Source organism: Allocatelliglobosispora scoriae (assembly GCF_014204945.1).
Taxonomy (GTDB): domain Bacteria; phylum Actinomycetota; class Actinomycetes; order Mycobacteriales; family Micromonosporaceae; genus Allocatelliglobosispora; species Allocatelliglobosispora scoriae.
Genome location: NZ_JACHMN010000002.1, coordinates 3075194 through 3100425 on the forward strand (window position 1 = coordinate 3075194; position 25232 = coordinate 3100425).

Sequence of the window (25232 nt, forward strand, 5' to 3'; positions counted from 1 at the left end):
GTGTTCGTGCTCACTCGCTCATCCTCGCCGATGTGAGCGGTCGTGCATCTCGGATAACGCGACTCCGCTCCGACCCGTGATGAGCGTCACGACGGCAGGGGGCGGCCCGGTCGGCGGGATCGGCCGAGGGCCGTGGAAAGATGCTGGTCGAAGGCAGCGTCGCCCATCTCGCACCTCGCTTCCGCGAAGGATGATCTTTCATGGCTGATCCTATCCGCATTCCCGAGTCGCTCAAGCCCGCCGATGGCCGGTTTGGCTGCGGACCCTCCAAGATCCGCGAGGAGGCGGTGGCGGCTCTCGCCGCGACGGGCACCTCCGTCCTCGGCACCAGCCACCGGCAGAAGCCGGTCAAGGAGCAGGTGGCCCGGCTGCGCAGCGGCCTCGCCGAGTTCTTCTCCCTGCCCGAGGGCTATGAAGTGATCATCGGCAACGGCGGCACCACCGCGTTCTGGGAGGTCGCCGCGTTCTCCCTGATCAAGGACCGGGCGCAGTTCGCCACGTTCGGCGAGTTCGGCTCCAAGTTCGCCAAGGCCGTCAAGGACGCACCCTTCCTCGGCAACCCGACCGTGATCAAGTCCGACCCGGGCACGGCGCCGTCGCTTCAGGCCGAGGCCGGCGTGGATGCGTACGGGCTGCCGCAGAACGAGACCTCGACCGGTGTCGCCGTCCCGGTCACCCGCGTCGTCGGCGCCGACGAGGGCGCGATCATGCTGCACGACGCGACCTCCGCCGCCGGTGGCCTGCCGGTCGACCTGCTGGAGACCGACGTCTACTACTTCGCGCCGCAGAAGTGCTTCGCCTCCGACGGCGGCCTCTGGATCGCGCTCATGTCGCCCGCCGCCATCGCCCGCGCCCAGGAGATCAAGGAGGGCGGCCGCTACATCCCCGCGTTCCTCGACCTCGTCACGGCGATCGACAACTCCCGGCTGGAGCAGACCCTCAACACGCCCGCCCTCGCCACGATCATCCTCGCCGCCGAGCAGACCGACTGGATGAACGCGCAGGGTGGCCTGGACTGGGCCGTCTCGCGTACCGCCGCGAGCGCCGCAGCCATCTACGGCTGGGCGGAGAAGTCCCCGGTGGCGACGCCGTTCGTCACGGACCCGGAGCTGCGCTCGAACGTGGTGGCGACGATCGACTTCGCCGAGACGGTGGACGCCACGGCGGTGGCCAAGGCCCTTCGCGCCAACGGCATCGTGGACACCGAGCCCTACCGCAAGCTCGGCCGCAACCAGCTGCGGATCGCGCTCTACCCGGCGGTGGAGCCCGCTGACGTGGAAGCCCTCACCAGCAGCATCGATTACGTGATCGACCACCTTTAAGCGGCATCGGCGGGGGTGGGGTGCGCACGCGCATCCCACCCCCGCTGTCGTTGCCGCCCCCGCGTGCGTGATCGCGTTACTTCTCTGAAGTAAGCCCTTCCCGCGCGGAAATAGGGACTACTTCCGGGAAACAGCGCGATCATGCACGCGCAGAACGTTCCTCTTGCGTGCTTGCGGTGCTTTTACGAAATTGTCGATAATGTGCGAAACCGCTACTCGGCGGCCTCGACCTTCGGCCGCCGCAGGGTGATGAAGACCAGGCCTACGGCTGCGTAGCAGGCCAGGACGAGAGCGCTTTTCATTCCACCGGCCCCGTCGAAGAAGGCGGTCGACCTCAGCAGCGTCGCACCGGCGCCGGCCGGCAGGAACTGTCCCAGCGCACCCCAGGGCTGCGGCAGCAGCTCCGGCGCGGCGGCGACCGCCGACAGCGGGTTGCCCACGAGGAAGACGATCAGGGCGCCGAGACCGATGCCGGGCCGCCCCAGCAGCGAGCCCAGGCCGGCCAGGGTCCCGCTCACGGCGAGGCCGATCAGACCGATCGTCGCAGCGTCGGCAAGGTGGTCACCGGAGATGACGCCGAGCCAGTCCCGCAGGACCAGCGTCCCGATCAAACCGCTCAGCAGGGCATAGGCTGCGACACCGACGAGGCGGGCCACCCAGGACGAGACCAGCAGCACCAGCAGGATCCCGGCGAGCATGCCCGTCAGCAGCAGCGGCAGATAGGACGAGCTGAAACCCGCGCCACGGGGGTCGTCGACCGGGCTGGCGACGATGTCGACGACCTTGACCGGTGCGCCCTGGGACATCTGCTGAGCCGCGCCCGTGAGCAGGCTGGCGACGAGGGGTCCGGCGGCGGAAGCGGTGTGCAGCTCCGGGCCGGTGGGCGTGACGACGAACGCCGCGTAGACCTCGCGGTCGCGAATCGCCTGGTCGGCAGCCACGCCGTCGGCGAGCTTCGTGACCTCGAACGCCCCGTCATGGTTCGCCAGCTGCGCAGCGAGGGGGTCGACGGCCGCGGCCGGCCCGGCAACGGCGATGGGCACGTCGTGCGGCGCGATGTTGGCGGCGGGCGCGGCGAAGAGCGGCACCAGGAGTGCCTGGACCACGACGAGCCCCACCGCCAGGGCGGCTGCCGTCCGGAGGGATTTCTGGTTCATCACCATGCTCCTATTAAAACGAACGCTCGTTCTCTTAAGTCCAAGGCTCCTCCCACCTGGCACAATCTGTCAAGAACGATCGTTCGTTTTATAGTCGACATATGCCGAAGGTCACCGAGGAGCACGCCGCCAACCGGCGGCGCCAGATCGTCGACGCCGCTCGGGCATGCTTCGTCCGCAACGGCTTCCATCAGACATCGATGCAGGACATCATCGCCGAGGCCGGGCTCTCCGTCGGCGCCGTCTACAGCTACTTCAAGAGCAAGGACGAGCTGATCGGCGCGATCGTCCAGGATGTCGGCGAGCACATCAACGCCAATCTCGGCAGCGCCGTCGGCGCCGATCCGGCCCCCGACCTCGACGTGGCTCTCAGTGCCGCGCTCAACGTCATGGAGAGCCAGCTCGAAGGGCTGTTCCGGCTGGCCGTCCAGATGTGGGGAGAGGCGATCCGCGACCCGGCGGTGGGCGTACACGTGACGGGGGTTTATGAGACCGTGCGCGGCCACTATTCCGCGCTCGCGCAGCGGCTCATCGCCGACGGGCGGCTCGCGCCCGGGACCGATCCGCTCGCGGTCGCGTCGGTGCTGCTCAGCATGACCCAGGGGTACGGGCTCCAGCGCGTGCTGATGACCGGGCTGACGCAGGAGAGCTACCTCAACGGTGTTCGCGCGATCATCGCCACCGTGGGGAATCAGCCGAACCTGCGCGGCTGACCCGTCGCCTCCAGGACCGACATCCACAGGTCACCCTTGGGGTCGACCCGGTTGGTCTTGCTGATCGCGAGCGCGATCGGGACGTGCACGAACCGCCCCTGCCACCGCCCCACCACCATCGCCGTGCGACCCGCCATCGCCGCGTGCACGGCGGCATGGGCCAACCGGATGCAGTAGACGCTGTCGTAGGGATTCGCCGGTACGCTGCGGATCGCATAGCTCGGATCGATGTACTTCATGTTGACCTCGACACCGGCGTCGTCGAAGTGCGCGTTGATCCGGCCCCGCAGGAACTGGCCGATGTCGCGCAGCCGCCGGTTGCCCGACGCGTCGTGGCTCGTCGCCTCGTGCTGGAGGAACTCCTGCCCGGCGCCCTCCGCCGCGACCACCACGGCATGCCCGCGCTGCTCCACCCGCCGCCGCAGATGCGCCAGGAAGCCGTTGTCCCCGTCGAGCTCGAACGGCACCTCGGGGATCAGCACATAGTCGGCGTCGTTGTTGGCGAGCGCTGCGTAGCAGGCGATGAAGCCCGAGTGCCGGCCCATCACGTGCACCAGTCCGACCCCGTTGGGCACCGCCCTCGCCTCGACGTTGGCACCGCGGATCGACTCCGTCGCCTTCGCGAACGCCGTCTGGAACCCGAAACTCTGATCGATGTAGGGGATGTCGTTGTCGATCGTCTTCGGTACGCCGACCACGGCGATCTTCAACCCCCGCTCGGCGACCACCTCCGCCAACCGCAGCGCCCCGCGCATCGAGCCGTCGCCGCCGATGACGAACAGGACGTTGATGCTCAGGTGCTCGATGCAGTCGACGATCTCGTAGGGATCCTGCTCCCCTCGCGACGTGCCGAGGATCGTCCCGCCGTACTCGTTGATGCCGCGCACACTCTGCGGGGAGAGTTCGGTGACCTCGCGGCCGTACTTCGAGATGAAGCCCTGGTAGCCGTTGCGGAAGCCGAAGATGCGCTTCACGCCGTAGTGGTTGGTCAGCTCCAGCACGATGCCGCGGATGACATCGTTGAGACCCGGGCAGAGGCCACCGCAGGTCACGATGCCGACGCGGGTCTTGGAGGGTTGGAAGAATATCTTCCGTCGGGGGCCGCTGGGCTCGAAGCCGGGCAGGTCGCTGAGGCTGCCACCGCGGGCCGCGATGAGGTTGGCGGTGTCGTCGAAGAGGACGCGGTCGTTCTCGTCGACATAGTGCTCGGTGGTGTCGCGCTGCTCCAGGAACTCCGCCAGCGGCGACTCGATCCTGCACTCGCCGAGGGCCTGGATCTCCAGGTCAGACTGCTCCACCATCGCGAACTCCCACCAGCCGATTTCGTAGCCGGCCGCGACGGTGCGGACCCTCGGATCGAGGCTAGCGTGAAGATGTTTCGCCGTCACGACCCGTGCGGTTGATCGTGGGGAACCCAGAGGCGGAGGTTGGTCGGTCAGCGGTAGGCTGTGCGCTGCGCCCTCGTAGCTCAGGGGATAGAGCGACGGTTTCCTAAACCGCAGGCCGCAGGTTCGATTCCTGCCGGGGGCACCCACACGATCAGGGAATCTCCACCCCGACCAGCAAAGACTTCCGATGGTCGATATGTCGCCGCATGCAGCCGGATGCCACCCACAGCCCCCGTTTGCCAGGGGTCCCGGCAAATACGCGGAATGATCATGACTGACGTTTCCGCAGGTGAACAAGAGAAAACCGGCCGGGAGTCCGGCCGGTTTTCGGGTCGCCCAATGATCACTCGGATTGATCCTCAAGACCTCGCTCAATCCGCCCGTTGATCGTCTCGTCCTCGCCATGGATGCACTTGGCATAGATCTTGAGCAGCACCTCGACGGAGTGCCCTGCTCGACTGGCGACGTTCGGCGCCGGGACGCCGGAGTTCAGCCACAGCGACACGCCAGCATGGCGCAGGTCGTACGGCGTCTCCGCGAGAACCGAGCTCGCCTGTTCTGGGGTCAGCGCGATCTCTCTCGCCTGCTTCCACACCCGGCGATAAGTCGACGACGCCACCGGCCTGCCATTGGCGCTACGAAATAGCCTGCCATCATCGGCAGCACCGAACAGCTCGATGTGCGCGCGAAGCAGCAGGACGAGGACCGGAGGAATGGGGACACCGCGTACTTCCCTCTCGTCCCGGTGCTTGAGCCCCCGCCTGTCATGGACCTCGCCGGAATCCGTGAACTTCTTCCCCGCCTCCGGCCGGTTATGGCCGACTGTCAGCTTGCCCCACCCCGCCTGCGGCAGGTGGCAGTCCTGCTGCCGCAGACCCAGCGCTTCCCCTGGACGCAAGGCCGCGTAGTAGAGACAGGCGAAGAACGCGACGAGGAGCTTGCCCCGATCGGCGATCCGGTCACCGACGAAGCCCACAGCGATGAGCAGCGCCGTCATCTGGCGCGGGTTGGCAACAACACGGCTGTCCACCGCTTCGACGACGCTGGTCTTGCGAGTCCGCACGCGGAGCCGGTCGATCGGGTTGGAGTCCAGCAGCTCCAGCTCGACGGCGAACTCAAGCACGTTGTAGAACACGGCCCGCTTCCGGCGCCTAGTCGTAGCCGCGGCCGCCTTGCCATCCATCAATCTGCCCACAGCCTCAAGGCCCGCCCGGGTGACAACAGCGTCGGCCAGCGAAGAAAGCGGAACCGAGCGCTCCACCACCCAAGCGAGCACACCGAGATCACAGGCATCTGGCTTCGCGCTCGGGATGAAGTGGGCAGCCAGAACCCGCCGCAGCACATCTGCTTCTGGACAGCCAGCATCGTCGACCACCAACGCCGGAGTGACCGTGATCAGGGCATCGATCATGCTGCTGCGCGACTTCGCGGCGGCATCCGGCCACTTCATCGCGACATACCGGGCCGCGAAGTCCATCCACGTCTCGCCGACCGGGGCCAGCGCCAGCTCGACCATCGAATCGGGCAGGCCGGTGACAGTATCGAACGCTTCACCGGCGTTGACGGCCTTCTTCAGATCGGTCCGATAGTTGTCGGCCAGCGACCGGGTCGCGAACGTGGCCGACTGCTCCTCGTGGGCGACAATCCAGCGGACCGTATAGGACTTGCGCCCCTTCGCCAGCTTATTGACCTTGATCGCCCAGACACGGACGCTGTAGCTCTTCATGCCGCCACCTGCTCCCTGTGGCTGTCCAGCCACTCCTTGAAGTCGCTGCGATGGATGCGCAGTTCGCCGTTGGGCAGCCGGATGCAGATCGGGGCTTTGCCGGTCTCGCGCCAGCGGTAGAAGGTGCGTTTCGACAGCGGACGCAGCACGTGCAGGACATCGGGAACAGTCATCAGGTCGTCGTCGGTGTGGGTGGCTGTGCTGCTCATGGCCGGGTCTCCTTTCGGGTTGGTGGGTTGGTCGTGGCGGAGCCGATTTCGTGGGCGATGGCGTCAAGGCCTGCTTGACGGCGTTCGCGGGCGAGGGCGGCGGCGGTCATGGCGAGTACGGCGTCGGCGGTGGTGTGCCAGCCGACGCCTGCGAAGGTGAGCGATCCGACGATCAGCGTGGTGTCGTCGAGGTCGAACCCGTCCGGTTGCGGGTGCTCGGCGAGCTCGGCGGCGGAGACCTCGAAGCGCCGGTAGGCGACGCGGGCGCCTCGGAGTTCGGCGAAGGTGACGGAGTAGCGGCGGGCTTTGGTGAGGAAGTGCCCGCCGAAGCCGAGCATGTGCGCCCACCGGCGGAGCCGGGCGTAATCCTCGGGCGACGGCCCGGAGGATTTCCTGTTAGAGGTGTGGCCGGCTGTGGTGTCGGCGGGAGATTCTGCGGTGCCGGTCATGCGGGCGTAGGCGGTGTTGGCGCGTTCGGTGAGTTCCTGGCAGAGGCAGACGGCGTAGCGGGTGGTCTGCTCGCAGTGCTGGCAGGTCCACCGTTCCCGGAACCCCGGCCCCGCCTTCACCGGGTGGGGTCGTTGGGCGTAGGGGGTGCCGAGAGTGAGGGGTCGGCCGAGGTACCAGCACGCGGCGATGAGGCGGGCGATGTGGTCGCCGTCGTGGTCGGCGTAGTCGTCGATGTCGTCGGCGGTGAGCCGGGTCGACCGGTGTCCGGTGGCCTCGGTGGACTTGGTGGCGTACTTGGCGATGTATCCGGCGACCATGCTGTCGGTGAGCTCGCCGCCGGTGGCGTTGATCGGTTTGACGTCGACCTGGGTGCCCCATGCCATCTCCCACCCGGACGGGTTGCCGTCGGTGTCGTGGTGGTCGGGATGGTGCGGGGTGGTGAAGGTGATGTCGGCGGCGGCCCGGATCGCGTCGTCGAGGTCGTCGTGGGTGAACCCGTCCGGCGGGGGGACGACCGCGGTGGGGTCGCCGGGGTCGACGCCGTCGAGGCGCAGCAGGACGTGGAAGTGCACGGCGCCCCGGATCTGGAACTCGCTAGCTTTGCCGTGCGAGACGCGGACGGGTGCCTTGGTGATGGCGTTCCCGGTGACCGGGTGGTACCCGACGATGACCCGTGGGATCCCGCGACGCTTCGCGAGCTTGGTCAGGAACCTTTCGATGGCCTGTTTGGTGCGGCGCCACAGCTCCCCGGCGTACAGGTTCCAGACGACCTGGTGGTCGTGGTCGTAGCAGTCCAGGCACAGGGGTTGGCCGAGGCGGGGGTCGCTGGTCTCGTGGCGGGCGAAGCACGCGGTCCGGGTGCCGTGGCCGCAGACGGTGGGGTTGGTGCCGGTGCGTGCGTGGCAGGGTTCGGCGCGGCAGTCGCAGCGGCGCCGGTCGCGGCATGTGTGGCGCTTGACCACGCGGTGGTGGACGGTCCCGAACGGCGGTGCGGTGAACGTGGCGAACACCGCCGGGTGGGCGGTGACCGAGGTGGGGATGCCTTTGCCGCCGATGAGTCCGGCGCGGAGCAGCTGGTAGGCGTCGGACTGGTAGGTGCGGGCGCAGGAGGGGCAGACGGTGGCGCGCCGGTTGCCGCAGGCCTTGTAGATGGTGCCGTCGGGCATCTGCGCCGTCGCCCGGGCGATCGGGGCGTGGGTGGTCGGGTCGGTGCCGGGGACGGTGCCGGACAGGCGGATGGGGCGGGTGCATTCGGCGGCGGGGCGGACGTGATCGAGCCACTGGGGGTAGTCGGGGCGGGCGGCCCGGTCCAGGGCGGCGGGCAGGAACGTGTTCCCGACGAGGTTGGGAAACGTGTACCGGTCGACGGGTTCGGGGTTCGAGACCGCACCCCGGGCCGGGAAGGCACGGGGTACGGCGTCCAGCATCGAAACCATCAGCACCCGACCGTGGCCGGAATGCGGTGAGCAGGGCCCTCGTATCCGGCATGGTGGTAGTGCTCGGTCACCACGACGACGAGGTTCCTGCAGGCCTGGCACTGCCGGTGGTGCGGCTCATGCCGACCACAGGCGATCACCGCCGTCGCGTTCCCGCAGCGGACGGTGACCGGCGACCGGCACTCACCGCCGGGGATGACGTAGGCGATGTACTGCGCCCGGTCGCACTCGTGCCGAGTGTGGTCGGCCGGACACAGGTGGGTCAGGATCGACACGTCGACCCCGTAGACGGTCACCGGGCACCTGCCGTGATCTGCACGGCGTGGCCGTTGACGTGAGCCGGAACCGCCGGTTCGACCACTGTGGTGGTGGGTTCGATGGCGGCCAGGAGCAGCCGGGCGACGCCCGGGGTGACGTTGATGGCGGCGGCGAGGTCGTCGCCGGTCATCCGCTCGTGCGGGTGGGTGTTGGCGTGGTTCGCCGTGGCGAACTGGGCGGCCCGGATCAGGTGCGCGGGAAGCGCGACCGGGTCGTCGCCGACGACGGTGTCGGCTGGGGTGTCATGGTGATGGTGGGTCGCGGCCGGCGGATACGCGGAGTCAGCCCGCTGTGGGGTGACCGGCGTCGAAAAGGCCGGCTGTGTGGTGGTGTCGGCGGGTGCCGTGGTGGGTTCGGTGGTGCGGTTGCCGAGGACGAGTAGGGCGCTGGTCGCCATGACCATGAGCCCGTCGACGGCGAGGGGGCCGAGGATGCTGACGATGGCGTCTTCGCCGTAGAACCGCAGCAGACTGGAGAGGTGCCGGTAGGAGACGAGTCCGGCGACGAGGGCGACGGGGAGCATGCCGCCGAAGCGCATCACGCTCCACCACAGGCCCTCGGGCCAGCGGACCCGGGCGAGGATCTCCACGGCGATGAACAGGATCACCGGCCAGACGATGGAACCGGCGACAGCGCCGGGATTGGGTGCCCAGGTATCCGGCGCACCGGCCGGGGGCACGAAGGAGTGGGCGACGTTCGCGGCGATGCTGATACCGCCGCCGAGGATCGTCCCGGTGTAGGCCCAGCCGCGGCCCCGGGTGCTGGGGTTGGGTGTGGTGGTCATAGCTGCGCCGCCTCGTCGGCGTGGTCGCAGCCCAGGGTGTGGTGGACCAGGCCGAGCCGGTCGGCGGGGTCCAGGGGCATGAGCCCGGTGATCCCGTAGCACTCGTGGCAGCGGGTGAGGATCATGCCGACGGCGCGGGCCTTGAGGGCGAGGCAGGCCTCGCAGTACCCGTACGGGTTGCCCGGTACGGGGACCGGGAACACGGCGGTGGTGTCGCAGAAGTCGCAGCGCTCACCGCAGGTGAGGCAGGCCCGGTTGACCGGTCCGAGGATGCCCCGGGTACCGGCCGGGCGCAGCCCGTCAGCGCACTGGTCGGTGCACTCGTGGTCGTTGATGAACAGGGTGTCGAAGTACATCAGTGCCGCCCTCCGATAGGGGTGCAGTCGAGGCATGCGCCGGTCCGGCGCGGGATGTAATAGGTCTTGACCTGCGTGCAGGTCGGGCAGGTCCGCCGCGCGGTCAAAGCCGCGGTAATGGCGTCCAGCTGCCTCGGGGTGGCGGTCCGCTTCGGGCGGGCCAGCGCCGTGTCGTAGAGGTAGGCGACCCGCTGGGTTGTGCGGTGCCGCCACATGAGCTGCGCGACCGGGTCGTGACCGCCCGGACTGAGCCCCGCAGAACGGAGCTGGCGCCGGGTGGCAAGGCCTTCCGGGGCGCAGAGGTACGGGAACGTCGGCAGGCCGAACGTCTCCCCGTCGGGGTCGTAGAACTCCGTGAACTGCCCCGTCGGGCGCACGACCGTGGCCGTCATGGCTTGCCCCAGCGCTGCTGGGCGGCCTGCTTGCTGATACCGAGGCGGCGGGCGATCTCCGCCCACGAGTACACGTACGGCTCGGCCCGCAGGCCCCGCACGGCGTCATTGATCGCCTCGTCCAGTGCCGAGGACAGGTTGATGAGGTCGGTGAGGGCCTCCACGTCACCGGCCGCGACGCGGCGGGCATGGGCGCGGATGATCCGGCGGCAGAACGACGCGAAGTCGCGGTTCTCCACCGCTTTCGTCGGCTTGCGCCGCTGGGCGGGAACGGTCAAGGAGACGTTGACGGCGATATCGCCATCACCGGCGGTCTGCGGTGTGGGGTTCATGCGGCGGACCGCCCCACGTGCCAGCCCTCATGGGCGGGGACCGGACGGGTGTCCGATTCCGGGTTGTCCCGGGTGTAGGTGAAAGCGGCCTGGTCACGGTGCATGACCAGGGCGACCGCGATGCGTTCGATCGCGGTGTCGTGGAACGCGCCCATGGTCGCGGCGGCGGACTCGGTCCGGGGCTGCTGGGCCAGGAGATAGGCGGTGTAGAGCAACTCCACGGCGGAGGTCATCACATCCAGGGGGCTGGAATCGGCGAGCTTCCGCAGGGTGTGGTCAGGGATCAGACCCAGATCGACAGCGTCGATCGCGGCCTGTAATTGGGTAGGGTTCAAGACAGCCACGTCCTCTCAATGGGGGTGTGTGGTTGGCCGTCGGGACCAGCTCTGTGCCTGCAAGCTGATGGCTGGTCTCGGCGGTGCTATTGGTGGCGGTAGCGGTGGCCTGTCATGCCGTCACGGACTGTGGGCGGCGGATCCAGGCGGCGTGGTTGGCGATGTCGATGATCTGCGCGTCGTCGAGGTACGCGACTTTGATCCGACGGGGTGTGCCGTCCTCGGCGAGGAGGTACGCGGCGCCCTGGTTGGTGGGGTCGATGTCGTTGGCGGAGTAGCCCTGCTCGGCCCATCCGTGGCCCAGGACGATGTTGCTGGTGTTGGGTGTGGTGCAGCGGAAAGCTGCCCGGAACCCGAACAGGTCCCGCAGGCTGGTCGGGATGATGTCGAACGACGGCCGCTGGGTCGCGGCGATGACCGGCATCGCGCACGCACGCCCCCGGGCGACGATGTCTCGCAGGAGCGAGGAGAACTCCTCCTGCTCGGCCTTGGTGCCGGTGGTGGCCGAGTAGAACGCGATCTCGTCGAACACACTGGTGATCACCGTGAGGCCGTCCGAAGGGACGATCTTGCGGCGCTGGTGGGCGTCGAGCCACGCGTACCGGTTGTCCATCACCACGGCCAGGCGCCGCAGCACCGACAGGGCGTGCTTGATGTTCGGGCCGACGAACTCGTCGGCGCAGTCGCGCCACAGCCCGAGCTCGACCCTTTTGGCGTCGAACAGCACCAGGCGGGTGTCGGCAGAGTAGGCGGCATGGGCGCAGATCCCGTTCAGGAGCCCGGACTTGCCGCCGCCGGGTTCACCTCCGACGAGGAGGTTGCGGTAGATGACCTCGATGTAGACCGGGGCACCGAACTCGTCGATCCCGAGATAGATCGGGTCGAACATCGACATCGACGGGGCGACCGGCACCGAAACCTCCAAGGCCCCAACGGGCCGGTCCGTGGTGATGGTCATGGATGTGTTCCTTCCGTGGAAAGGGTGCGGGGAGCCACGCGAGGCGGCCCCCCGCGCTGGAAGAAGCGGTCAACAGGGTGTTGACGGTGCGTGGATCAGATCCACTCGTCGGTGTCGTCCACCACGGCCTGGGTGGTGGTTTTGGTGCCGTTGACCTGTGCGGCCTTGTCCTTCGAGGACGGCCGGTACACAGCGACCGGGATCAGCTCGTCGTCGGGCACGTCGGCCAGGTTCAGAGCGGTCGGCAGGATCCCCGGCTTGCGGGCTGCCACGGGAACGTCCGGGTCGACCATGTCCGCCAACGGCGACACGATCGTGCGGTCCAGGACCTCCCGGCGTTTGATGTCCAGGCGCAGATAGGCGGCGTTACCGCCGACCCGCTCGATCAGCACACTGGTGGCATAGCACGCCACCGCGAGCCTCTCGGCCTGCGCCTGGAGCGTGGTCAGGGACAGCCCCGGGCGCAGCAGCACCCGGACGCGTTCCCCGACCGGGGTCGGACGAGCCCACATGATCAGCGGCAGGCTCCCCGACCGGTTCGTGGTGATGAACTGGGTGAAGCACATCCGCAGCCGGTGCCTGATGATCAGGCACCACACCCACGCCACGACCTTGCGCCGCAGCGGAGGCCAACCTGCCGGGACACCCACCACGACAGTGAGGACCAGCAGCCGGACCACCAGGTTCGTGGCGTCCGCCAGGGCCTGCCAGGAAAGGCCGGCCACGACGGCGAACACGATCTCGGGCAGCCACCACCAGATCACCCGGAGCAGCTTCCACGCCCGGACCACGCACCACACCACGCCACCGGTGACAGCACCGACAGCCGCGGCGACGAACGCGGCCAGCAACGCGTGCATGTACTCCGACGCGACCGCCAGGGCGATGACACCCGTGACAGCCGCGGTGAGGATGAACGCCAGCCGGGCGTTACGGGCCGAGGTCTGGTGGACACGGGTCTCCAGGACCGTCACCATCCCCGACATACGACGGCCGAACAGACCACGGGCAGTAGTAGATTTGGACACGACAAGTCCTCCCTGAGACGGGGATCGGATGAGTTGAAAGCGGGGCCACCGGTTGCCGCCGTATGGCCCCGCACCCCTAGCTACTTCTCAGTGATCCGCAACGCGGTCACCGCGCGGACCGGGATCACGACCCGACCACCATCGATCGGAACAGTGATCACCTGCGACGGATCCGACAGGATCGCAATCGCCTGATCCACCTGCCCAGGACCCTGGTTCACCAGCGTCGCCGTGGCACCGGCGCCATAAACGATCTGGATACTCGCCATCTCGGCGTCCTTTCACAGGGCGCGCGCCATCGCGACACGACACCAACGGAATGGGATTTCAACCACCCGCAACCGGAGTGGGACCGGCAACGACGCCGGGTACTACCTACAGGCCGGACACGGCCCGGACGGAGCGGCCACTGACACCCGTGGCCAAGGCACAACCATCAACCACGATCCAGGGACTACTTCGCGGAAGCCACCGAAACGGGCTTCAGCTCCTCGGACTTGTACGCCACGCCGTTCTTCCCGTTCGTCGCCCACGCGATGGCCTCCAGCCGGACGGGAGCAACGATCGTCCCCACCCTCACATCAGGCTTAACACCAGCCGTCGTGATGGTGATGACCTCGGCCCCAGTCTCGTCCAGCGCGATGACCTGAGTCGACCACATCAGACGGCCCGTACCCTTCTCCGAACGCTGCTGCCCGTTCTGATCCTTCTTCTCCTCCACATCCCGAGAGACCTGGAACTGCTTACCAGCGGTGTCGATGTACAGCTTCACGAGCTGCTCCTCCAATACATATCGAGCACGCCCCTTGTGGACGATCGCTCTGGAGGCAACTGTACTAGAGCGCCATAGGGCGAGCAAGGGCAACTGTCAAAATTTATTAGATCGCTCTGGATCGCCCTGGATATCCAGAGCGCCTAAGCTGTTCACATGGCCCAGATCCTTCCCAACGACCCCAGGCCGCCATACGTGCAGATCGCCGACGAGCTACGTCGTTCGATCAAGGCAGGCGAGCTGAAGCCCGGGGATCGGTTGACCTCCAGCAGGGAGCTAGCAGCGGAATGGGGCGTTGCCCCGATGACGATTCACCAGGCCATCCGAGTGCTACGTGATGAAGATCTGGTCGTCTCGGCGCAAGGCCGAGGCGTATATGTGCGTCACGCAGATGAGGCGAGTGACGCCAACGAGTCCCACTCGACAGCAGAAGAGCAGCTCTCCGGGATCCACGAGCGCCTGGAGCGGCTAGAGCAGTTGGTTGGCGATCAACGCGTTGATGGCGAGATCGAGGATCTGAAACGGCAGGTCGGAAATCTCAGCTCACAGATGATTGATCTCTATGCCAAGCTTGGCCAGCCCTACCCGAGGGAAGCCTCCGTTGGCTCTGACGGCAAGCGAACCCGTAGGGCAGCCGAGTAGGTCCAGCTCAGGGGAGGAAGTCATGTCGGGGGAACCAGGCAAGATCATCGACTTGAACACCAGGAAGCGGTTCAAGCCGGACGTGGGCGCACTCGCCCGTGAGCAGGTTTCCCAAGCAAGACAACGACTTGGGCTGAGCCGTCCTGACTTTGCAGAGCGGTTGGAACCGCTGATCGGGTGGCTTCCGAGCCCTGAGGTGATCGAGTCGTGGGAGACCGCAGTCGTTCCGCCAGGCGACGTCCTCATGGCTGCGAACTTGGCGATGCACGGATCGGTACCCGTTCAGAGCAGCCGTCATGAGACGGACCTGATCGGCCAGGCGATGGCGGACAGGTTCGCCGACGTGACCGCCGTGTTCGCGACGAGGTCTGAGTTCGTGTCGGCGATGCCGCCGCACAGGCTGTTCGATCAGGCGACGGAGATCCGGGCGGCGGGATTGTCGCTGAACATCCTGTGCCAGAACTACACCGACAGCCGGCTACGCGACCTCGTCCAGGGCGGGACCCGGCTGAAGTTCCTGTTCCTTGACCCGGCTGGCACCGCAATCGCACAGCGGGAACAGGAGGAGGGCTATCCGCCGGGACACCTGTCGTCGCTGACCGAACTCAACATTCAGACGGTGATGTACAGGGTTCGGGACAGACTCCCGGTAGACCTGCGGCCCAACGTCGAGATCGCCACCTATGACGAGACCGTCCGCTTCAACATCATCATGATCGACAGTGACGTGGCCGTCGTGCAGCCATACCTACCCGAAGCCCGTGGCATCGACTCGCCGACGTTAGTCCTGAACCGGCGGTCCTCAGTCGCCGGGCTGTACCCCATGTTCGAGCAGGTCTTTAACGTCTTGTGGGAGAGAGGCCAACCGCTATGACCGAACCCCGTGAACTCCTCGGCGTCGCCGAGCAGGCAACGACGATCGCCACGAAGCTGTTCCTGGAAACCCCGGGAGGACACCTCACCGCTAAAGGGGAGCGCGACATGGCGTCCGAGGCGGACTACGCCATCGAACGCGCCGTCCGGGCCTTCCTCGCCATCGAGACACCCAGCATCGCGTTCATCGGCGAGGAAGACGGCACCACCGGACCCGACGGCGACTGGGCGTGGATCCTCGACCCCATCGACGGCACGGTCAACTACCTCCACGGGTCCCCGCTGTGCGCGGTGTCCCTCGCATTGGTGCACCGCAACCGGCCCGTCCTCGGGATCATCGACGCACCGCGCCTGCGGACCCGGTTCACCGCTGTCGAAGGCGGCGGAGCCTGGGAGAACGGCAACCGCATCCATACCAGCACCGTGGACAGGCTCGACGAAGCCGTGGTCGCGATCGGCGACTACGCGGTCGGAACCGATGCACAGCGCAAGAACGACATCCGGATCAAGCTCACCGCGAGCCTGGCCGCGACCGTGCAACGGATACGGATGCACGGAACCGCGGCCATCGACTTCGCGTTCCTCGCGGCAGGCAAGATCGACGCCACCGTCACCATGTCCAACAACCCCTGGGACATGTCCGCAGGCGTCATCATCGCCAGAGAAGCCGGTGCACTGGTCGTCGATGCAGACGGCAGCGAACACACCACGGAATCGTCAGCCACGATCGGATGCGCGCCAGGGATCAGCGAACTCATCCTGGCCATGATCGCCCAAGCAAGGCAGTAGCGCTTCCGCAGGTGAATCGTAGGATGCGGACATGGATCAGGAGATCTCCACATTCGACCAGGATCTAACCGCCGTAAAGGCGACGTTCCTGTCTGCCCAGGAGGCCGTGCGGGCGGCCCCTGAGCCGCAGCAGGGATTCAAGCAGGCAACAGACCTGGCGGAGCTGATGCGGGATCTCGCCGATACAGCTGCGGGTCTTCGAGCAGAAGCAGTCCGACGCATCTGGCAGTCCGAGAAGATGTCCATAGCCGAACTCGCTGATCGGATCGGCGTATCGAAGGCGCGGGCCGATCAGCTTCTCAAGTTGACGAAGGACCCAACGCGGATTCCGCTGAGCAGCGAAGAGTAGCCATAGGGTTCCTTCCCGTAGGACCCTCTGCAGCTCTACAGGCCAGAGCCCGGCACGGCGATGCTGTGAGAACTTTCTGTACGTCTTCAAGGCGGCCCTGACGGGCCGCTTGCGCCGCCGATCGGGCGCCATGCTCGCCCGGCCCTGGCGGGCCGGGCGAGCATGCCTATGCCCATCGGCTGGCGCAAAGCGACCTAAGGGCAGACAGGGCCGCAAGACACGCGATCCTCAACGAGGACCAGACCGCCACCGCCGCGCCAGTTTCGCCACCGCACACACGCCAGCCGCCACTCGGTGCCGGGCAGCTCAGGCGCGTGACGATCCGCCGGTCAAGAGCTGTGCCTCCGGCGGGGGCCGCCGGTCTCCAGGATGGCAACGGGGTCCATCCGCGCGTCCCGGTCCGCCGTGGTCGAGGCAGGGACCTGCCGTCCCGTCACCCATTGACCCGGGCAAGCCCAGCAGACCGCCGCCGGCACCGCCAGCCCTGGTCGGTCACCTCACGCAGGGTCGGTGGTGGCGGTGCCGGCGGCGGTCTGCTTCCCAAGGGGCGGGTCAATGGACGACGGGATGGCAGGCGGGCAAGGGTGTACGGGTTCTCCGCGTGGACGGCAGGGCGTCAAGAATGCATTGACGGAGTGTGGCGCTCCTTGCCGCCCTGGCATGCAGGCAGCGAATATCGTGGCGGGTTTCCTTGGACCTGTCTAGCTATAGAGCGGTTGCAACGCCAACGGGACCCATTGGTCGCCTACGCCGCGCCTATAGTCCCGCCTCTTCAGAAGAAAGCAATTCCACTAGGCGCCAGAGGTCGGTCTTGGAATGGCTATCAGGATTACTATGCAGCCTCTTCGCTCTTTTTGCGGCCTCGAAAACATTTTGGCGAAAGTGCGAGTAATCCAGTCTTGTCTTATCCCACGCAGGTAGATATCCGGTTAGCTTATCGCCAACCTTCCCACAGTTCTCGAAGAACCTATCAGAATATTCAAAATGCAAGAGGAGCCAAAATTCGAAACACGGTTTAGAAAGCATTAACTCGATGTCACATTTAACAGCCAGGGCCTGAGCTTTGTCGACATCAAAATCATCGACATCGCTCACCACCCACGCATGATCGAAATCATCCTTAATTCGCCGCTTACGAGCGGTCTCGACCGCATTCAACGGGTCGCCGTTCTCAAATGCCACCACTACTCTGCCCAGCCTAACCCAGGCTTCCCCCTTTAATGCCTTAAGGTAATCCATCTCCGTATCTTCACCATTTGTTACGATGAGGATGGTTAGGCGGGATGAAACCAGATCAGTTTCTCTATTGAAGTTGGTCTCTCGACCTACACCAACACGGATAGGGCGACGCTCATTGCGACTACTCCTGCCCTTCCCCATCGATGTCACCTCGCAATATCAACGCCTGCTCAAAGACATCTTCCGAAAGTTCCGGCACGCCTCCGTAGCTTCCATTTAGGTATCTGCGCTGCCTATTTTCATCTTTTCGCGGCTTAAACTCTACAAGTGGGTAAAGAACTGACGATCCGTCATCAGCTTTTTCGGCAAACCAGATCTGGTCACGATGCAATACTTCTTCGCCTTCGAAATTTCCCAGCAAAGTTGCATCATGACTCGTAAATATAAGCTGCCCGAAGCGTGGATTCGTGGCCGCATGCTGGAATAGCCATATCAGTCTCGCCGTCAACATTGGATGCAAACTTGCATCGATTTCATCGACGGTCATAACCGTGCCGTAACGCAGCGTAAAGGCTACGTCCACAGCGAGATCGAGTAGCTGTTGAGTTCCGGTCGATTCGTCGTCTATATCCATCATGACGCTGCCGCTTGCACTGCGGTGGGCAAACTGAAGTTTTTGCTCCCTCGCACGGTTACGTTCTATGCGCCTGATCTGAGCAGCATCCATGTCGTCCGACTGAATGGAGTCCATTATTTCTTCAGGCAAGGGCTTCAGAGACACATCAACAATGCCTACGTCAGCCGCAGAAAGGAGGTTCTTGACCACCAACTTGTCGTCATCATGCATGTCATACCAGTAGAAACCCCAGTGTGCAGCTCTGACACCAGGGCCCGGTCGAAACCGAGTACGCAATCTTGCGAACCATCGATAGGTAGCCGCAATGGAATCACTAGCAGCCTTAGGCGCTAGCCTCGAGATGGTCGATATAAATAAGGCCGACGGATGAACTAGATCAGCAATTTGAGTGAGGTTAGCATCCTTTTTGTGCGATCCCCCCATTCAAATTTTTGACCCACGCGCTCATATATCAAATTTTTTCGATTAGTATTTGCTGGCCACTCAAACAACCACTCTTCGAGCACACATTTGCTATTTACAGTAAAGCCGTAGCTGTATCTAGATGTACCAACGCGCATATCTACCACGTACCTCGACGGCTCATCCTCCGACGCAACATCTAGTCGGAATGGAAACCTTCGAAATTTGAATACATCGGGCTCTACTTCTCGGTCGGACCCCAAGACCAATGATTTCATCATCGCCAAAGCGTGAAGGGAGTTCGACTTACCGGAGGCGTTCGCGCCGAAGATCCCCGCAACCGACACGGCGCCACGAGGCTCGGAGCCTTCCAGGTCCCCAGGGTAGACAGGGGTAAGATTCAGATGCTGTTCGTCGCGGAACGAGCGATGGTTGGCAAAACGAAAACTCAGCAGCATCAGGTACCTGCCCTATGTTCTTCCATGGCTTCAGGCTGTTCCGTGTGAGTAAACCACGCAACATCCCAGTCCGCACTCATTACTGTGCGCTACCGCGCCGCCAATGAAATTCATTTTCGGCATCGCATGCTGGGCTCAGCGTCCTACTACCCCTCCGACTTCGGCCTGCTGCCCATAGGACGCCTATTGCGTGACATGAGTCACCTGCTGTCACGTTGCTGACGGAACTTGATCGCTGAAGCTCGCCAGAGGCAGACGCTCTAGATTTCCAATGAAATCTAGATGTAGGAATAATTTGCTAGTAGCACTATGACATATCTACAGCCAAGTCATACAGCAATACGGCAATACAGCTGGCCAGATCCGATCATGACCGAACGGGCCATCCATGAGCCAGTAGATCTGTCCACCCACGGTCACCAGCGGGCACGAGCCGTCATCTCCGCAACGTCAACGAGCATTCCATTCGGACATACGTACCCATGGGTAAGCGATCTAAAGGGCTGGAGGGTTGAGCTCCAGCCCCAGGTCTAGCGTGCCCAAGTTCCACTTCCCGCATATTGGGACACGTCGGAGATGTATCCGAAGGGGCGCACTTAAGTCGAGGAGCGGGGCCCAACTCAGCGGCCCCGGAACCCCAGCCGCTTAAGGTTTTACGGCGTCGCATTGACGTCGCACGTGGTGTCCCAGTAAGCGTCCCATCGCATCGCATATTGGCACCCAGGATGTCGCTCAACGGCAACTATGTTGGTTTGCTAGCTCGACTGTTACCGCTAGTGTGGGCCTCATGAGCAGCAAGATTAGCCCCACGCACGACCCGTTTGAAGGCCTAGAGGACGAGAAGCCGGCTGATGGCTTCAACGCCCGCAAGTCTCTCCTAGATAGTGCAAAACGCGGATTTGTTCCTATACGGAAGGTTTTCGTCCAGAAAGCTGCAGGATCAGACACCCGAGCCTCCCTGCTATCTGATCTGGTACGAGGAAGGCAGGAACGGTCGCTGGACGCGTTCCTCTTAATTCATGCCTTAGAGCCTGTGGCTGCCACCCCGATCCCGCTGGCCAGGTGGGCACAGATGCTTAGCTCCGCACGCAAGCCATGCACATCAAGCGTGGCTTCACGCGCACTGGATGCATTGGTCAACAGGAAGCTGATCACAAGGGATACCAGTGGGCGGAAGGTAGTGGTCAAGCCGCTACTGGAAGACGGCTCGGGCGAACCCTGGGCTAGACCTGGACGCGACCCCGCAAAAGTCGGAAAGGGCTACTTCACAATTCCACATGAGTACTGGACCTCAGGGCTCGCAGACGAGCTAGAACTAGCAGGGAAAGCGATGTTCCTGGTGATACTCGCAGAAACGACTCAAAATCCCACATTTTCGATGGCGGTAGAGAGGGCCCACCAGTGGTACGGCTTCTCCGAGAGGACCGCCGAACGGGGCTACCAACAACTGCGCGACGCGAGAGTCGCACCTGAGACGCCGCTTCTTCGAGAGCACCGCCAAATGGTTGCAGAGCCAAGGTCCTCTATCGGCCTCCGACCCGTGTGGCACCGAGCCCTCGCCGACCCATACGGAATGACAGCACGAGCGAAGCTACAGGCTTCCACTGGTAGAGAAGCGCGAAACGCAGGCAAAGTGTCAGAAATAATCAAGATCGCCGTCGAGAAAAGGCAGGGCACCAAAACGACCATCACCTACACAAAAGGCAACGCCCCGGTCGCTGATTCATAGCCGATTGACCCGAGGCATCGCTACCCACTCAAAACCGGCAGGAAGGAGGTACCGAAATCAAATCCGGCAAAAGAACTGAAACCAACGAACGACCCGCACCAACAACACCACCTAGCATGTGGTCCGTAGTACAGGCCGCCGTTGTCGACGGTTGGGGCGCAACGATGCGCTTCGCCGTCATATTAGTCCTACTCATTTTAATGATCTGGCTCGTTAAAGCTGAGGGAACAACTCAGCTTGCAAACCTATGGGACTTGATCACCAACATCTAGAGTACCCGGTCCGGGGCCCGTGGTTCCACCGATCACGGGCGCCGAACCACAAAGCCTGCCAGTATGAACTCAGCCCAGCCAAGATCAGGGCACGATGTCGTGGCCGGCCACACCGTGGCGTTGTCGGCCGAGCATGGATGGCGCATCATCACCGACGAACCGACCCGACTTCTCGCGCTGGACGCGAACGCCGAAATCGACATCGTGCCCTGACAGCGGCACGGCAAATACGCGGAATGATCTAGCCAGGCCGAGCCTGACGCCGAACGAACCGGCAGGTCAGATGGCCATACGATAGCAACGCGCCGCCCCTTCCTAAACCGCAGGCCGCAGGTTCGATTCCTGCCGGGGGCACCCAGATGTTCCGGACAGCATTGCGTTACGCAAGATCGTGCTGTTTCCCGGAAGCAAGCCCTAACCACACCTCGCGAGGGGCCTGTTTCCGGGAAACAGCACGATCTTGCGCGATGGCTCGGGCGGCTTGCGCTGCGCGTACCCCCAGGAGGGTTTTCTCTCGCTCGTTGCGGGTGAGGGACGCCGCGCGCTCGAACTCCGCGACCGCCTCGGCGTGCCGGCCCAGCTTGACCAGCAGGTCACCTCGCACGCTCGGCAGCAGGTGATAGTCCTTCAACGACGGCTCGGCGACCAGCTGATCCACCAGCTCCAGCCCGGCCGCAGGCCCGAACGCCATGCTCAGCGCGACAGCCCGGTTCAGCTCCACCACCGCGGTCGGCACCAGCTGCGCCAGCACCTCATAGAGCCCCGCGATCCGCCGCCAATCCGTGTCCTCGGGCGCCGGTGCAGCAGCGTGACAGGCCGCGATCGCCGCCTGCACCAGATAGGGCCCGGGCGCGGACCCCAACGCCTCGGCCCGCGCGATCGCCGCGAGCCCGCGCCGGATCAGCACCTGGTCCCACCGCCGCCGGTCCTGCTCCAGCAGCAGCACCGGCTCTCCACCGGGCCCGACCCGAGCCGCAGCCCGCGACGCCTGGATCTCCATCAGCGCGACCAGGCCGTGCACCTCGGGCTCCACGGGCATCAATCCGGCCAGTACGCGACCGAGCCGCATCGCCTCGTCACACAGTGCCGGGCGCAGCCAGTCATCCCCGGCCGTCGCCGAGTACCCCTCGTTGAAGACGAGGTAGATGACCTCCAGCACCGATGAGAGCCGCTCCTGCCGCTCCGCAGGCGGCGGCACCTCGAAGGGGACCCGGGCATCGGCGAGCGCCCGCTTGGCCCGCACGATCCGCTGCGCGATCGTCGGCTCGGAGACGAGGAACGCCCGGGCGATCTCATCGGTCTTCATGCCCCCGAGCACCCGCAGCGTCAGGGCGACCCGGGCCTCCGTGGTGAGCACGGGGTGGCAGGAGATGAAGACGAGCCGCAGCAGGTCGTCCTCGATGGTGTCGATCTCGAGGTCGGGCTCCACCGCCTCCGCGAGGCCGAGCTCGCCGAGCTTGCGGTCGAGGACCTCGTTGTGCCGGATCCGGTCGATCGCCCGGCGCTTCGCCACGGTCATCAGCCACGCGCCGGGGTTGCGCGGCACCCCGGACGACGGCCACTGCTCCAGCGCGGCGACCAGGGCGTCCTGGGCCAGCTCCTCGGCCTCGCCGACGTCGCGGGTGAGGCGGGCCAGTCCGGCGATGACGCGGCCGGACTCGATCCGCCACACCGCGTCGACGGCCCGGCGGCTCTCGTCCACGGCATCCGTCACGCCCTCGATCAGAACATGATCGACGGTGAGGCCGCAAACGTCAGCTCGCCGGCAGGTTGCCCTTCAGCTGCTCCATCCCGGTCAGCTGCGACGCGGTGGCGGCGGGCAGGTCGGTCATCTCGGCGATCTGGCGTACCTCGACGACCGCCTCGTGGCCGGGGCCGACGGCGTACTCGACCGGGCAGCGCATCGCCCACTCGATCGCCTCCTCCCGGGAGCCGACCTGGATCAGGAGGTAGCCCGCGATCAGCTCCTTCGTCTCGGTGAAGGGGCCGTCGGTGACGGTCCGCCGACCGTCGAGATAGGTGACGCGAGCGCCCCGGCTGCTGTCGAAGAGCCCCTCGCTCGCGAGCAGCACCCCGGCCTTCGCCAACTCCTCGTGGTAATCCATCATCGCGCCGATGAGCTCCTCGGGCGGGAGCCGGCCGGGCTGCGGGTCGCCCTTGAGCAGAAGCATGTATCGCATGACCCCAGTCTGCCTTTCTGTCCGTGCGTCGAGCGGGGCGGCACCGGATCGACGGTTCGGTGGAGCCGTTTCCGGAGTAAATTTGCGAGGTGTCGGCCTATACGCGTAACCCGCATCGGCAGCCCATCGGCGGTCCCCTGACCTCAGCGGCGGAGCGGGCCGATGAGTTCCTGCGGCTGGCCTGCCTCACCTACGGCGCGGACAGCGTCGAGCGGCGACATCGGGCACGGGCGCTGCTCGACGCGCATCCGGGGCTCTCGGCCACCTCGATCTACACGGCTGCGGCGCTCGGCAATCTCGCGGCGACCCGGCGGTTCCTCGCTGCCGATCCAGGGCTGGCGAGCCGGGACGGCGGCCCGTTCGAGTGGGAGCCGCTGCTCTACCTCGCCTATTCGCGGGTCGACGGCGACGATCCGATCGGGGTGGCGCAGCTGCTGCTGGAGCACGGGGCCGACCCCGAGGCGGGATACCTGTGGGAGGGGCTGCCGTCGCCGTTCACCGCGCTCGCCGGGGCGTTCGGTCGGGGCGAGGGCGATCAGCCGCCGCACCAGCACCGGTTCAACCTGGCGCGGCTGCTGCTCAACGCGGGTGCCAACGCCAACGACAGCCAGGCCCTCTACAACTGCGGACTGCACCGCGACGAGGGCGACGACTACCTGCGGCTGCTGCTCGCGGGCGGGCTGGGCCGGGGCAGCGGCGGGATCTGGCATCAGCGACTCGGCGATGCCCATCCGAGCCCGGCTCAGCTGCTGCAGGACGAGCTGATCAAGGCGGCCGAGCGGGGGCGGATCGAGCGGGCGCGCCTGCTCCTGCCGGCCGGCGTCATCGTGGACGGGATCGGCACCGGGCACCCGATCTTCGAGGGGCGCAACGCGTGGGAGCTCGCCACGATCAACGGGCATGCCGAGTTCGCCAAGCTGCTCGCCGCGCACGGTGCCATGACCAGCGGCGATCCCGTGCTCGGCTTCCTCGGCGCCTGCATGCGCGCGGACCGCCCGGCGATCGACCGGCTGATCGGCGCCGACCCGTCGATCCGGGACGCCGCCATCGACTACCGGCCGCACCACATCGTCACCGCCGCCGAGAACGGGCTGACGGACGCGGTGCGGCTCATGGTCGAGCTGGGCTTCGACGTCGATGTGCTGCACCGCGCGACGCCGCTGCATCAGGCCGCGTTCCACGGCCACGTCGGCACCGTCGAGGCGCTGCTGGAGCTCGGAGCGGACCCGGAGATCGCGGACCCGGCATACCGGGCGACGCCGCTGGGCTGGGCCGAGCACGCCGGGCAGTCGGCCACCGCCGAGCTGCTCAGGACCGCCCGGCACCGACCTTCAGCTTCTTGAGCCGGGCCTCCACCTCGGAGTCGCGGGCGAGGTCGTCGAGGCTCTCGAACTGCGCGTCGATGCTGGAGGCCGTCATCTCCTCCTGACCCCGCAGGCGTGCCTCCTCGCGGCGGATCTTCTCCTCGAACCGGCCGATCTCCGTGGTCGGGTCGAGAACGTTGATGTTCTTGACGGCGTCCTGCACCCGGGCGCGGGCGTCGTTGACCTTCGCCCGGCCGACGAGCTCGTCCCGCTTGCGCTTGAGCTCGTCGAGCTTGCCCCGCATCTGGGTCAGGCCGGCCTTGAGCTTCTCGGTGACCTCGGTCTGCTCGGCGATGACCGGCGCGAACTCGGTCGCGTCGCCCTCGAACGCGAGCTGCTTGCCGAGCGCCACCCGGGCGAGGTTGTCGAACTTGTCGGCCTCGGCAGCGTTGGACTCCGTGCGCAGCTCATCGGCGCGGGCGCTCGCCGCCGAAGCCTTGGCGCCCCACTCCTTCGCCGCGGTGTCGGCCTCCCTGGCGTCCTCCTCGATCATCCGCAGGTTGCCGATCGTCTGCGCGACGGCGTTCTCGGCCTCGGTGATGCTCGACGTGTAATCGCGGATCATCTGGTCGATCATGACCTGGGGGTCCTCGACCTGGTCCAGGATCGAGTTGATGTTGGCGCGGGCCATCTGCGTGATGCGACCCAGGATCGATTGGGCAGCCATGGTCGTGTCTCCTTC

At 65.6% G+C, this 25232-nt stretch carries 30 protein-coding genes and 1 tRNA gene; 10 read left to right on the forward strand and 21 right to left on the reverse strand.

Translation table 11 applies throughout. From position 1 onward, the window contains the following. The first annotated feature begins 200 nt into the window (after nucleotides 1–200). Nucleotides 201–1322, forward strand: coding sequence for a phosphoserine transaminase (gene serC / locus F4553_RS19560; RefSeq protein ID WP_184838053.1), 1122 nt, complete (start codon nucleotides 201–203; stop codon nucleotides 1320–1322). Between the two features lie 212 nt (nucleotides 1323–1534). Here the strand turns inward: serC and F4553_RS19565 are convergent, their stop codons facing one another. After that, on the reverse strand, nucleotides 1535–2479 hold the full coding sequence (locus F4553_RS19565; protein WP_184838054.1) for a hypothetical protein: 945 nt from the start codon (nucleotides 2477–2479) through the stop codon (nucleotides 1535–1537). Between the two features lie 101 nt (nucleotides 2480–2580). On the opposite strand from F4553_RS19565, the gene F4553_RS19570 reads away from it, so the two are divergent. Then, nucleotides 2581–3192, forward strand: a complete 612-nt coding sequence (locus tag F4553_RS19570; RefSeq protein ID WP_184838055.1) for a TetR/AcrR family transcriptional regulator — start codon at nucleotides 2581–2583, stop codon at nucleotides 3190–3192. On the opposite strand, the gene F4553_RS19575 is transcribed toward F4553_RS19570, so the two are convergent. Further along, nucleotides 3171–4493, reverse strand: coding sequence for an ATP-dependent 6-phosphofructokinase (locus F4553_RS19575; RefSeq protein WP_184838056.1), 1323 nt, complete (start codon nucleotides 4491–4493; stop codon nucleotides 3171–3173). The genes F4553_RS19570 and F4553_RS19575 overlap by 22 nt on opposite strands. A gap of 156 nt (nucleotides 4494–4649) precedes the next feature. On the opposite strand from F4553_RS19575, the gene F4553_RS19580 reads away from it, so the two are divergent. Then, a tRNA-Arg gene (locus F4553_RS19580) sits at nucleotides 4650–4722 on the forward strand. Between the two features lie 201 nt (nucleotides 4723–4923). Here F4553_RS19580 and F4553_RS19585 read toward each other — a convergent pair. From F4553_RS19585 to F4553_RS19645, 13 genes are all read right to left on the reverse strand, one after another. After that, entirely contained in the window at nucleotides 4924–6306 is a 1383-nt protein-coding gene (locus F4553_RS19585) for a tyrosine-type recombinase/integrase (RefSeq protein ID WP_184838057.1), read from the reverse strand. Beyond that, on the reverse strand, nucleotides 6303–6515 hold the full coding sequence (locus F4553_RS19590; RefSeq protein WP_184838058.1) for a helix-turn-helix transcriptional regulator: 213 nt from the start codon (nucleotides 6513–6515) through the stop codon (nucleotides 6303–6305). Before F4553_RS19590 ends, F4553_RS19585 begins: the two co-directional genes overlap by 4 nt. Further along, nucleotides 6512–8401, reverse strand: a complete 1890-nt coding sequence (locus tag F4553_RS19595) for a replication initiator (RefSeq protein ID WP_184838059.1) — start codon at nucleotides 8399–8401, stop codon at nucleotides 6512–6514. The genes F4553_RS19590 and F4553_RS19595 overlap by 4 nt, the downstream gene beginning before the upstream one ends. Beyond that, the gene (locus tag F4553_RS19600) at nucleotides 8401–8697 is read right to left on the reverse strand and encodes a hypothetical protein (protein WP_184838060.1); all 297 of its coding nucleotides are present in this window, start codon (nucleotides 8695–8697) and stop codon (nucleotides 8401–8403) included. Before F4553_RS19600 ends, F4553_RS19595 begins: the two co-directional genes overlap by 1 nt. After that, nucleotides 8694–9503 (reverse strand): hypothetical protein, encoded by an 810-nt coding sequence (locus F4553_RS19605; protein ID WP_184838061.1) that lies wholly within the window; start codon nucleotides 9501–9503, stop codon nucleotides 8694–8696. The genes F4553_RS19600 and F4553_RS19605 overlap by 4 nt, the downstream gene beginning before the upstream one ends. Beyond that, the gene (locus F4553_RS19610; protein WP_184838062.1) at nucleotides 9500–9859 is read right to left on the reverse strand and encodes a hypothetical protein; all 360 of its coding nucleotides are present in this window, start codon (nucleotides 9857–9859) and stop codon (nucleotides 9500–9502) included. The genes F4553_RS19605 and F4553_RS19610 overlap by 4 nt, the downstream gene beginning before the upstream one ends. Beyond that, on the reverse strand, nucleotides 9859–10251 hold the full coding sequence (locus F4553_RS19615; RefSeq protein ID WP_184838063.1) for an RRQRL motif-containing zinc-binding protein: 393 nt from the start codon (nucleotides 10249–10251) through the stop codon (nucleotides 9859–9861). The genes F4553_RS19610 and F4553_RS19615 overlap by 1 nt, the downstream gene beginning before the upstream one ends. Continuing rightward, the gene (locus F4553_RS19620; RefSeq protein ID WP_184838064.1) at nucleotides 10248–10583 is read right to left on the reverse strand and encodes a hypothetical protein; all 336 of its coding nucleotides are present in this window, start codon (nucleotides 10581–10583) and stop codon (nucleotides 10248–10250) included. Before F4553_RS19620 ends, F4553_RS19615 begins: the two co-directional genes overlap by 4 nt. Continuing rightward, nucleotides 10580–10816: a hypothetical protein gene (locus F4553_RS19625; RefSeq protein ID WP_184838065.1), complete on the reverse strand. Its 237-nt coding sequence runs from the start codon at nucleotides 10814–10816 to the stop codon at nucleotides 10580–10582. Before F4553_RS19625 ends, F4553_RS19620 begins: the two co-directional genes overlap by 4 nt. Before the next feature lie 214 nt (nucleotides 10817–11030). Then, nucleotides 11031–11870, reverse strand: coding sequence for an FtsK/SpoIIIE domain-containing protein (locus tag F4553_RS19630; protein WP_376776277.1), 840 nt, complete (start codon nucleotides 11868–11870; stop codon nucleotides 11031–11033). Between the two features lie 101 nt (nucleotides 11871–11971). Next, the gene (locus tag F4553_RS19635) at nucleotides 11972–12850 is read right to left on the reverse strand and encodes a hypothetical protein (protein WP_376776278.1); all 879 of its coding nucleotides are present in this window, start codon (nucleotides 12848–12850) and stop codon (nucleotides 11972–11974) included. A gap of 134 nt (nucleotides 12851–12984) precedes the next feature. Continuing rightward, on the reverse strand, nucleotides 12985–13173 hold the full coding sequence (locus tag F4553_RS19640; RefSeq protein ID WP_184838070.1) for a hypothetical protein: 189 nt from the start codon (nucleotides 13171–13173) through the stop codon (nucleotides 12985–12987). A 185-nt stretch (nucleotides 13174–13358) separates the two neighbouring features. Continuing rightward, nucleotides 13359–13676, reverse strand: coding sequence for a hypothetical protein (locus F4553_RS19645; protein ID WP_184838072.1), 318 nt, complete (start codon nucleotides 13674–13676; stop codon nucleotides 13359–13361). Between the two features lie 156 nt (nucleotides 13677–13832). Here F4553_RS19645 and F4553_RS19650 point away from each other — a divergent pair, with 156 nt between their 5' ends. The 4 genes from F4553_RS19650 to F4553_RS19665 are packed head-to-tail and all read left to right on the forward strand — an operon-like array spanning nucleotide 13833 to nucleotide 16329. Further along, a complete protein-coding gene (locus F4553_RS19650; RefSeq protein ID WP_184838074.1) occupies nucleotides 13833–14318 on the forward strand; it encodes a GntR family transcriptional regulator in 486 nt (161 codons plus the stop codon). 22 nt (nucleotides 14319–14340) lie between these two features. Next, nucleotides 14341–15192 (forward strand): DUF5919 domain-containing protein, encoded by an 852-nt coding sequence (locus F4553_RS19655; RefSeq protein WP_184838075.1) that lies wholly within the window; start codon nucleotides 14341–14343, stop codon nucleotides 15190–15192. After that, on the forward strand, nucleotides 15189–15980 hold the full coding sequence (locus tag F4553_RS19660) for an inositol monophosphatase family protein (RefSeq protein ID WP_184838076.1): 792 nt from the start codon (nucleotides 15189–15191) through the stop codon (nucleotides 15978–15980). Before F4553_RS19655 ends, F4553_RS19660 begins: the two co-directional genes overlap by 4 nt. A gap of 31 nt (nucleotides 15981–16011) precedes the next feature. Continuing rightward, nucleotides 16012–16329 carry a hypothetical protein gene (locus F4553_RS19665; RefSeq protein WP_184838077.1) on the forward strand — a complete coding sequence of 106 codons (318 nt, stop codon included), beginning with the start codon at nucleotides 16012–16014 and terminating at the stop codon, nucleotides 16327–16329. Between the two features lie 756 nt (nucleotides 16330–17085). Here F4553_RS19665 and F4553_RS19670 read toward each other — a convergent pair. From F4553_RS19670 to F4553_RS43005, 3 genes are read right to left on the reverse strand one after another with little or no spacing between them, the layout of a single operon-like run. Next, a complete protein-coding gene (locus F4553_RS19670; RefSeq protein ID WP_184838078.1) occupies nucleotides 17086–17709 on the reverse strand; it encodes an RloB family protein in 624 nt (207 codons plus the stop codon). Next, a complete protein-coding gene (locus F4553_RS19675) occupies nucleotides 17690–18568 on the reverse strand; it encodes an AAA family ATPase (protein WP_376776228.1) in 879 nt (292 codons plus the stop codon). Before F4553_RS19675 ends, F4553_RS19670 begins: the two co-directional genes overlap by 20 nt. Further along, nucleotides 18517–19005, reverse strand: coding sequence for an AAA family ATPase (locus F4553_RS43005; RefSeq protein WP_184838080.1), 489 nt, complete (start codon nucleotides 19003–19005; stop codon nucleotides 18517–18519). The genes F4553_RS19675 and F4553_RS43005 overlap by 52 nt, the downstream gene beginning before the upstream one ends. 787 nt (nucleotides 19006–19792) lie before the next feature. Between F4553_RS43005 and F4553_RS19685 the strand changes: the two genes are divergently transcribed. After that, the gene (locus F4553_RS19685) at nucleotides 19793–20734 is read left to right on the forward strand and encodes a hypothetical protein (RefSeq protein WP_184838082.1); all 942 of its coding nucleotides are present in this window, start codon (nucleotides 19793–19795) and stop codon (nucleotides 20732–20734) included. A 335-nt stretch (nucleotides 20735–21069) separates the two neighbouring features. Continuing rightward, nucleotides 21070–21219 (forward strand): hypothetical protein, encoded by a 150-nt coding sequence (locus F4553_RS19690; RefSeq protein ID WP_184838084.1) that lies wholly within the window; start codon nucleotides 21070–21072, stop codon nucleotides 21217–21219. Between the two features lie 166 nt (nucleotides 21220–21385). On the opposite strand, the gene F4553_RS19695 is transcribed toward F4553_RS19690, so the two are convergent. Both F4553_RS19695 and F4553_RS19700 read right to left on the reverse strand, forming a co-directional pair. Beyond that, nucleotides 21386–22720: an RNA polymerase sigma factor gene (locus F4553_RS19695; RefSeq protein WP_312875267.1), complete on the reverse strand. Its 1335-nt coding sequence runs from the start codon at nucleotides 22718–22720 to the stop codon at nucleotides 21386–21388. Nucleotides 22721–22760: 40 nt separating this feature from the next. Then, on the reverse strand, nucleotides 22761–23186 hold the full coding sequence (locus F4553_RS19700; RefSeq protein ID WP_184838086.1) for a YciI family protein: 426 nt from the start codon (nucleotides 23184–23186) through the stop codon (nucleotides 22761–22763). Between the two features lie 89 nt (nucleotides 23187–23275). On the opposite strand from F4553_RS19700, the gene F4553_RS42480 reads away from it, so the two are divergent. Continuing rightward, nucleotides 23276–24529 (forward strand): ankyrin repeat domain-containing protein, encoded by a 1254-nt coding sequence (locus F4553_RS42480; RefSeq protein ID WP_184838087.1) that lies wholly within the window; start codon nucleotides 23276–23278, stop codon nucleotides 24527–24529. Here the strand turns inward: F4553_RS42480 and F4553_RS19710 are convergent. Beyond that, nucleotides 24495–25217 (reverse strand): PspA/IM30 family protein, encoded by a 723-nt coding sequence (locus tag F4553_RS19710; RefSeq protein ID WP_184838089.1) that lies wholly within the window; start codon nucleotides 25215–25217, stop codon nucleotides 24495–24497. The genes F4553_RS42480 and F4553_RS19710 overlap by 35 nt on opposite strands. Nucleotides 25218–25232: the final 15 nt, after the last annotated feature.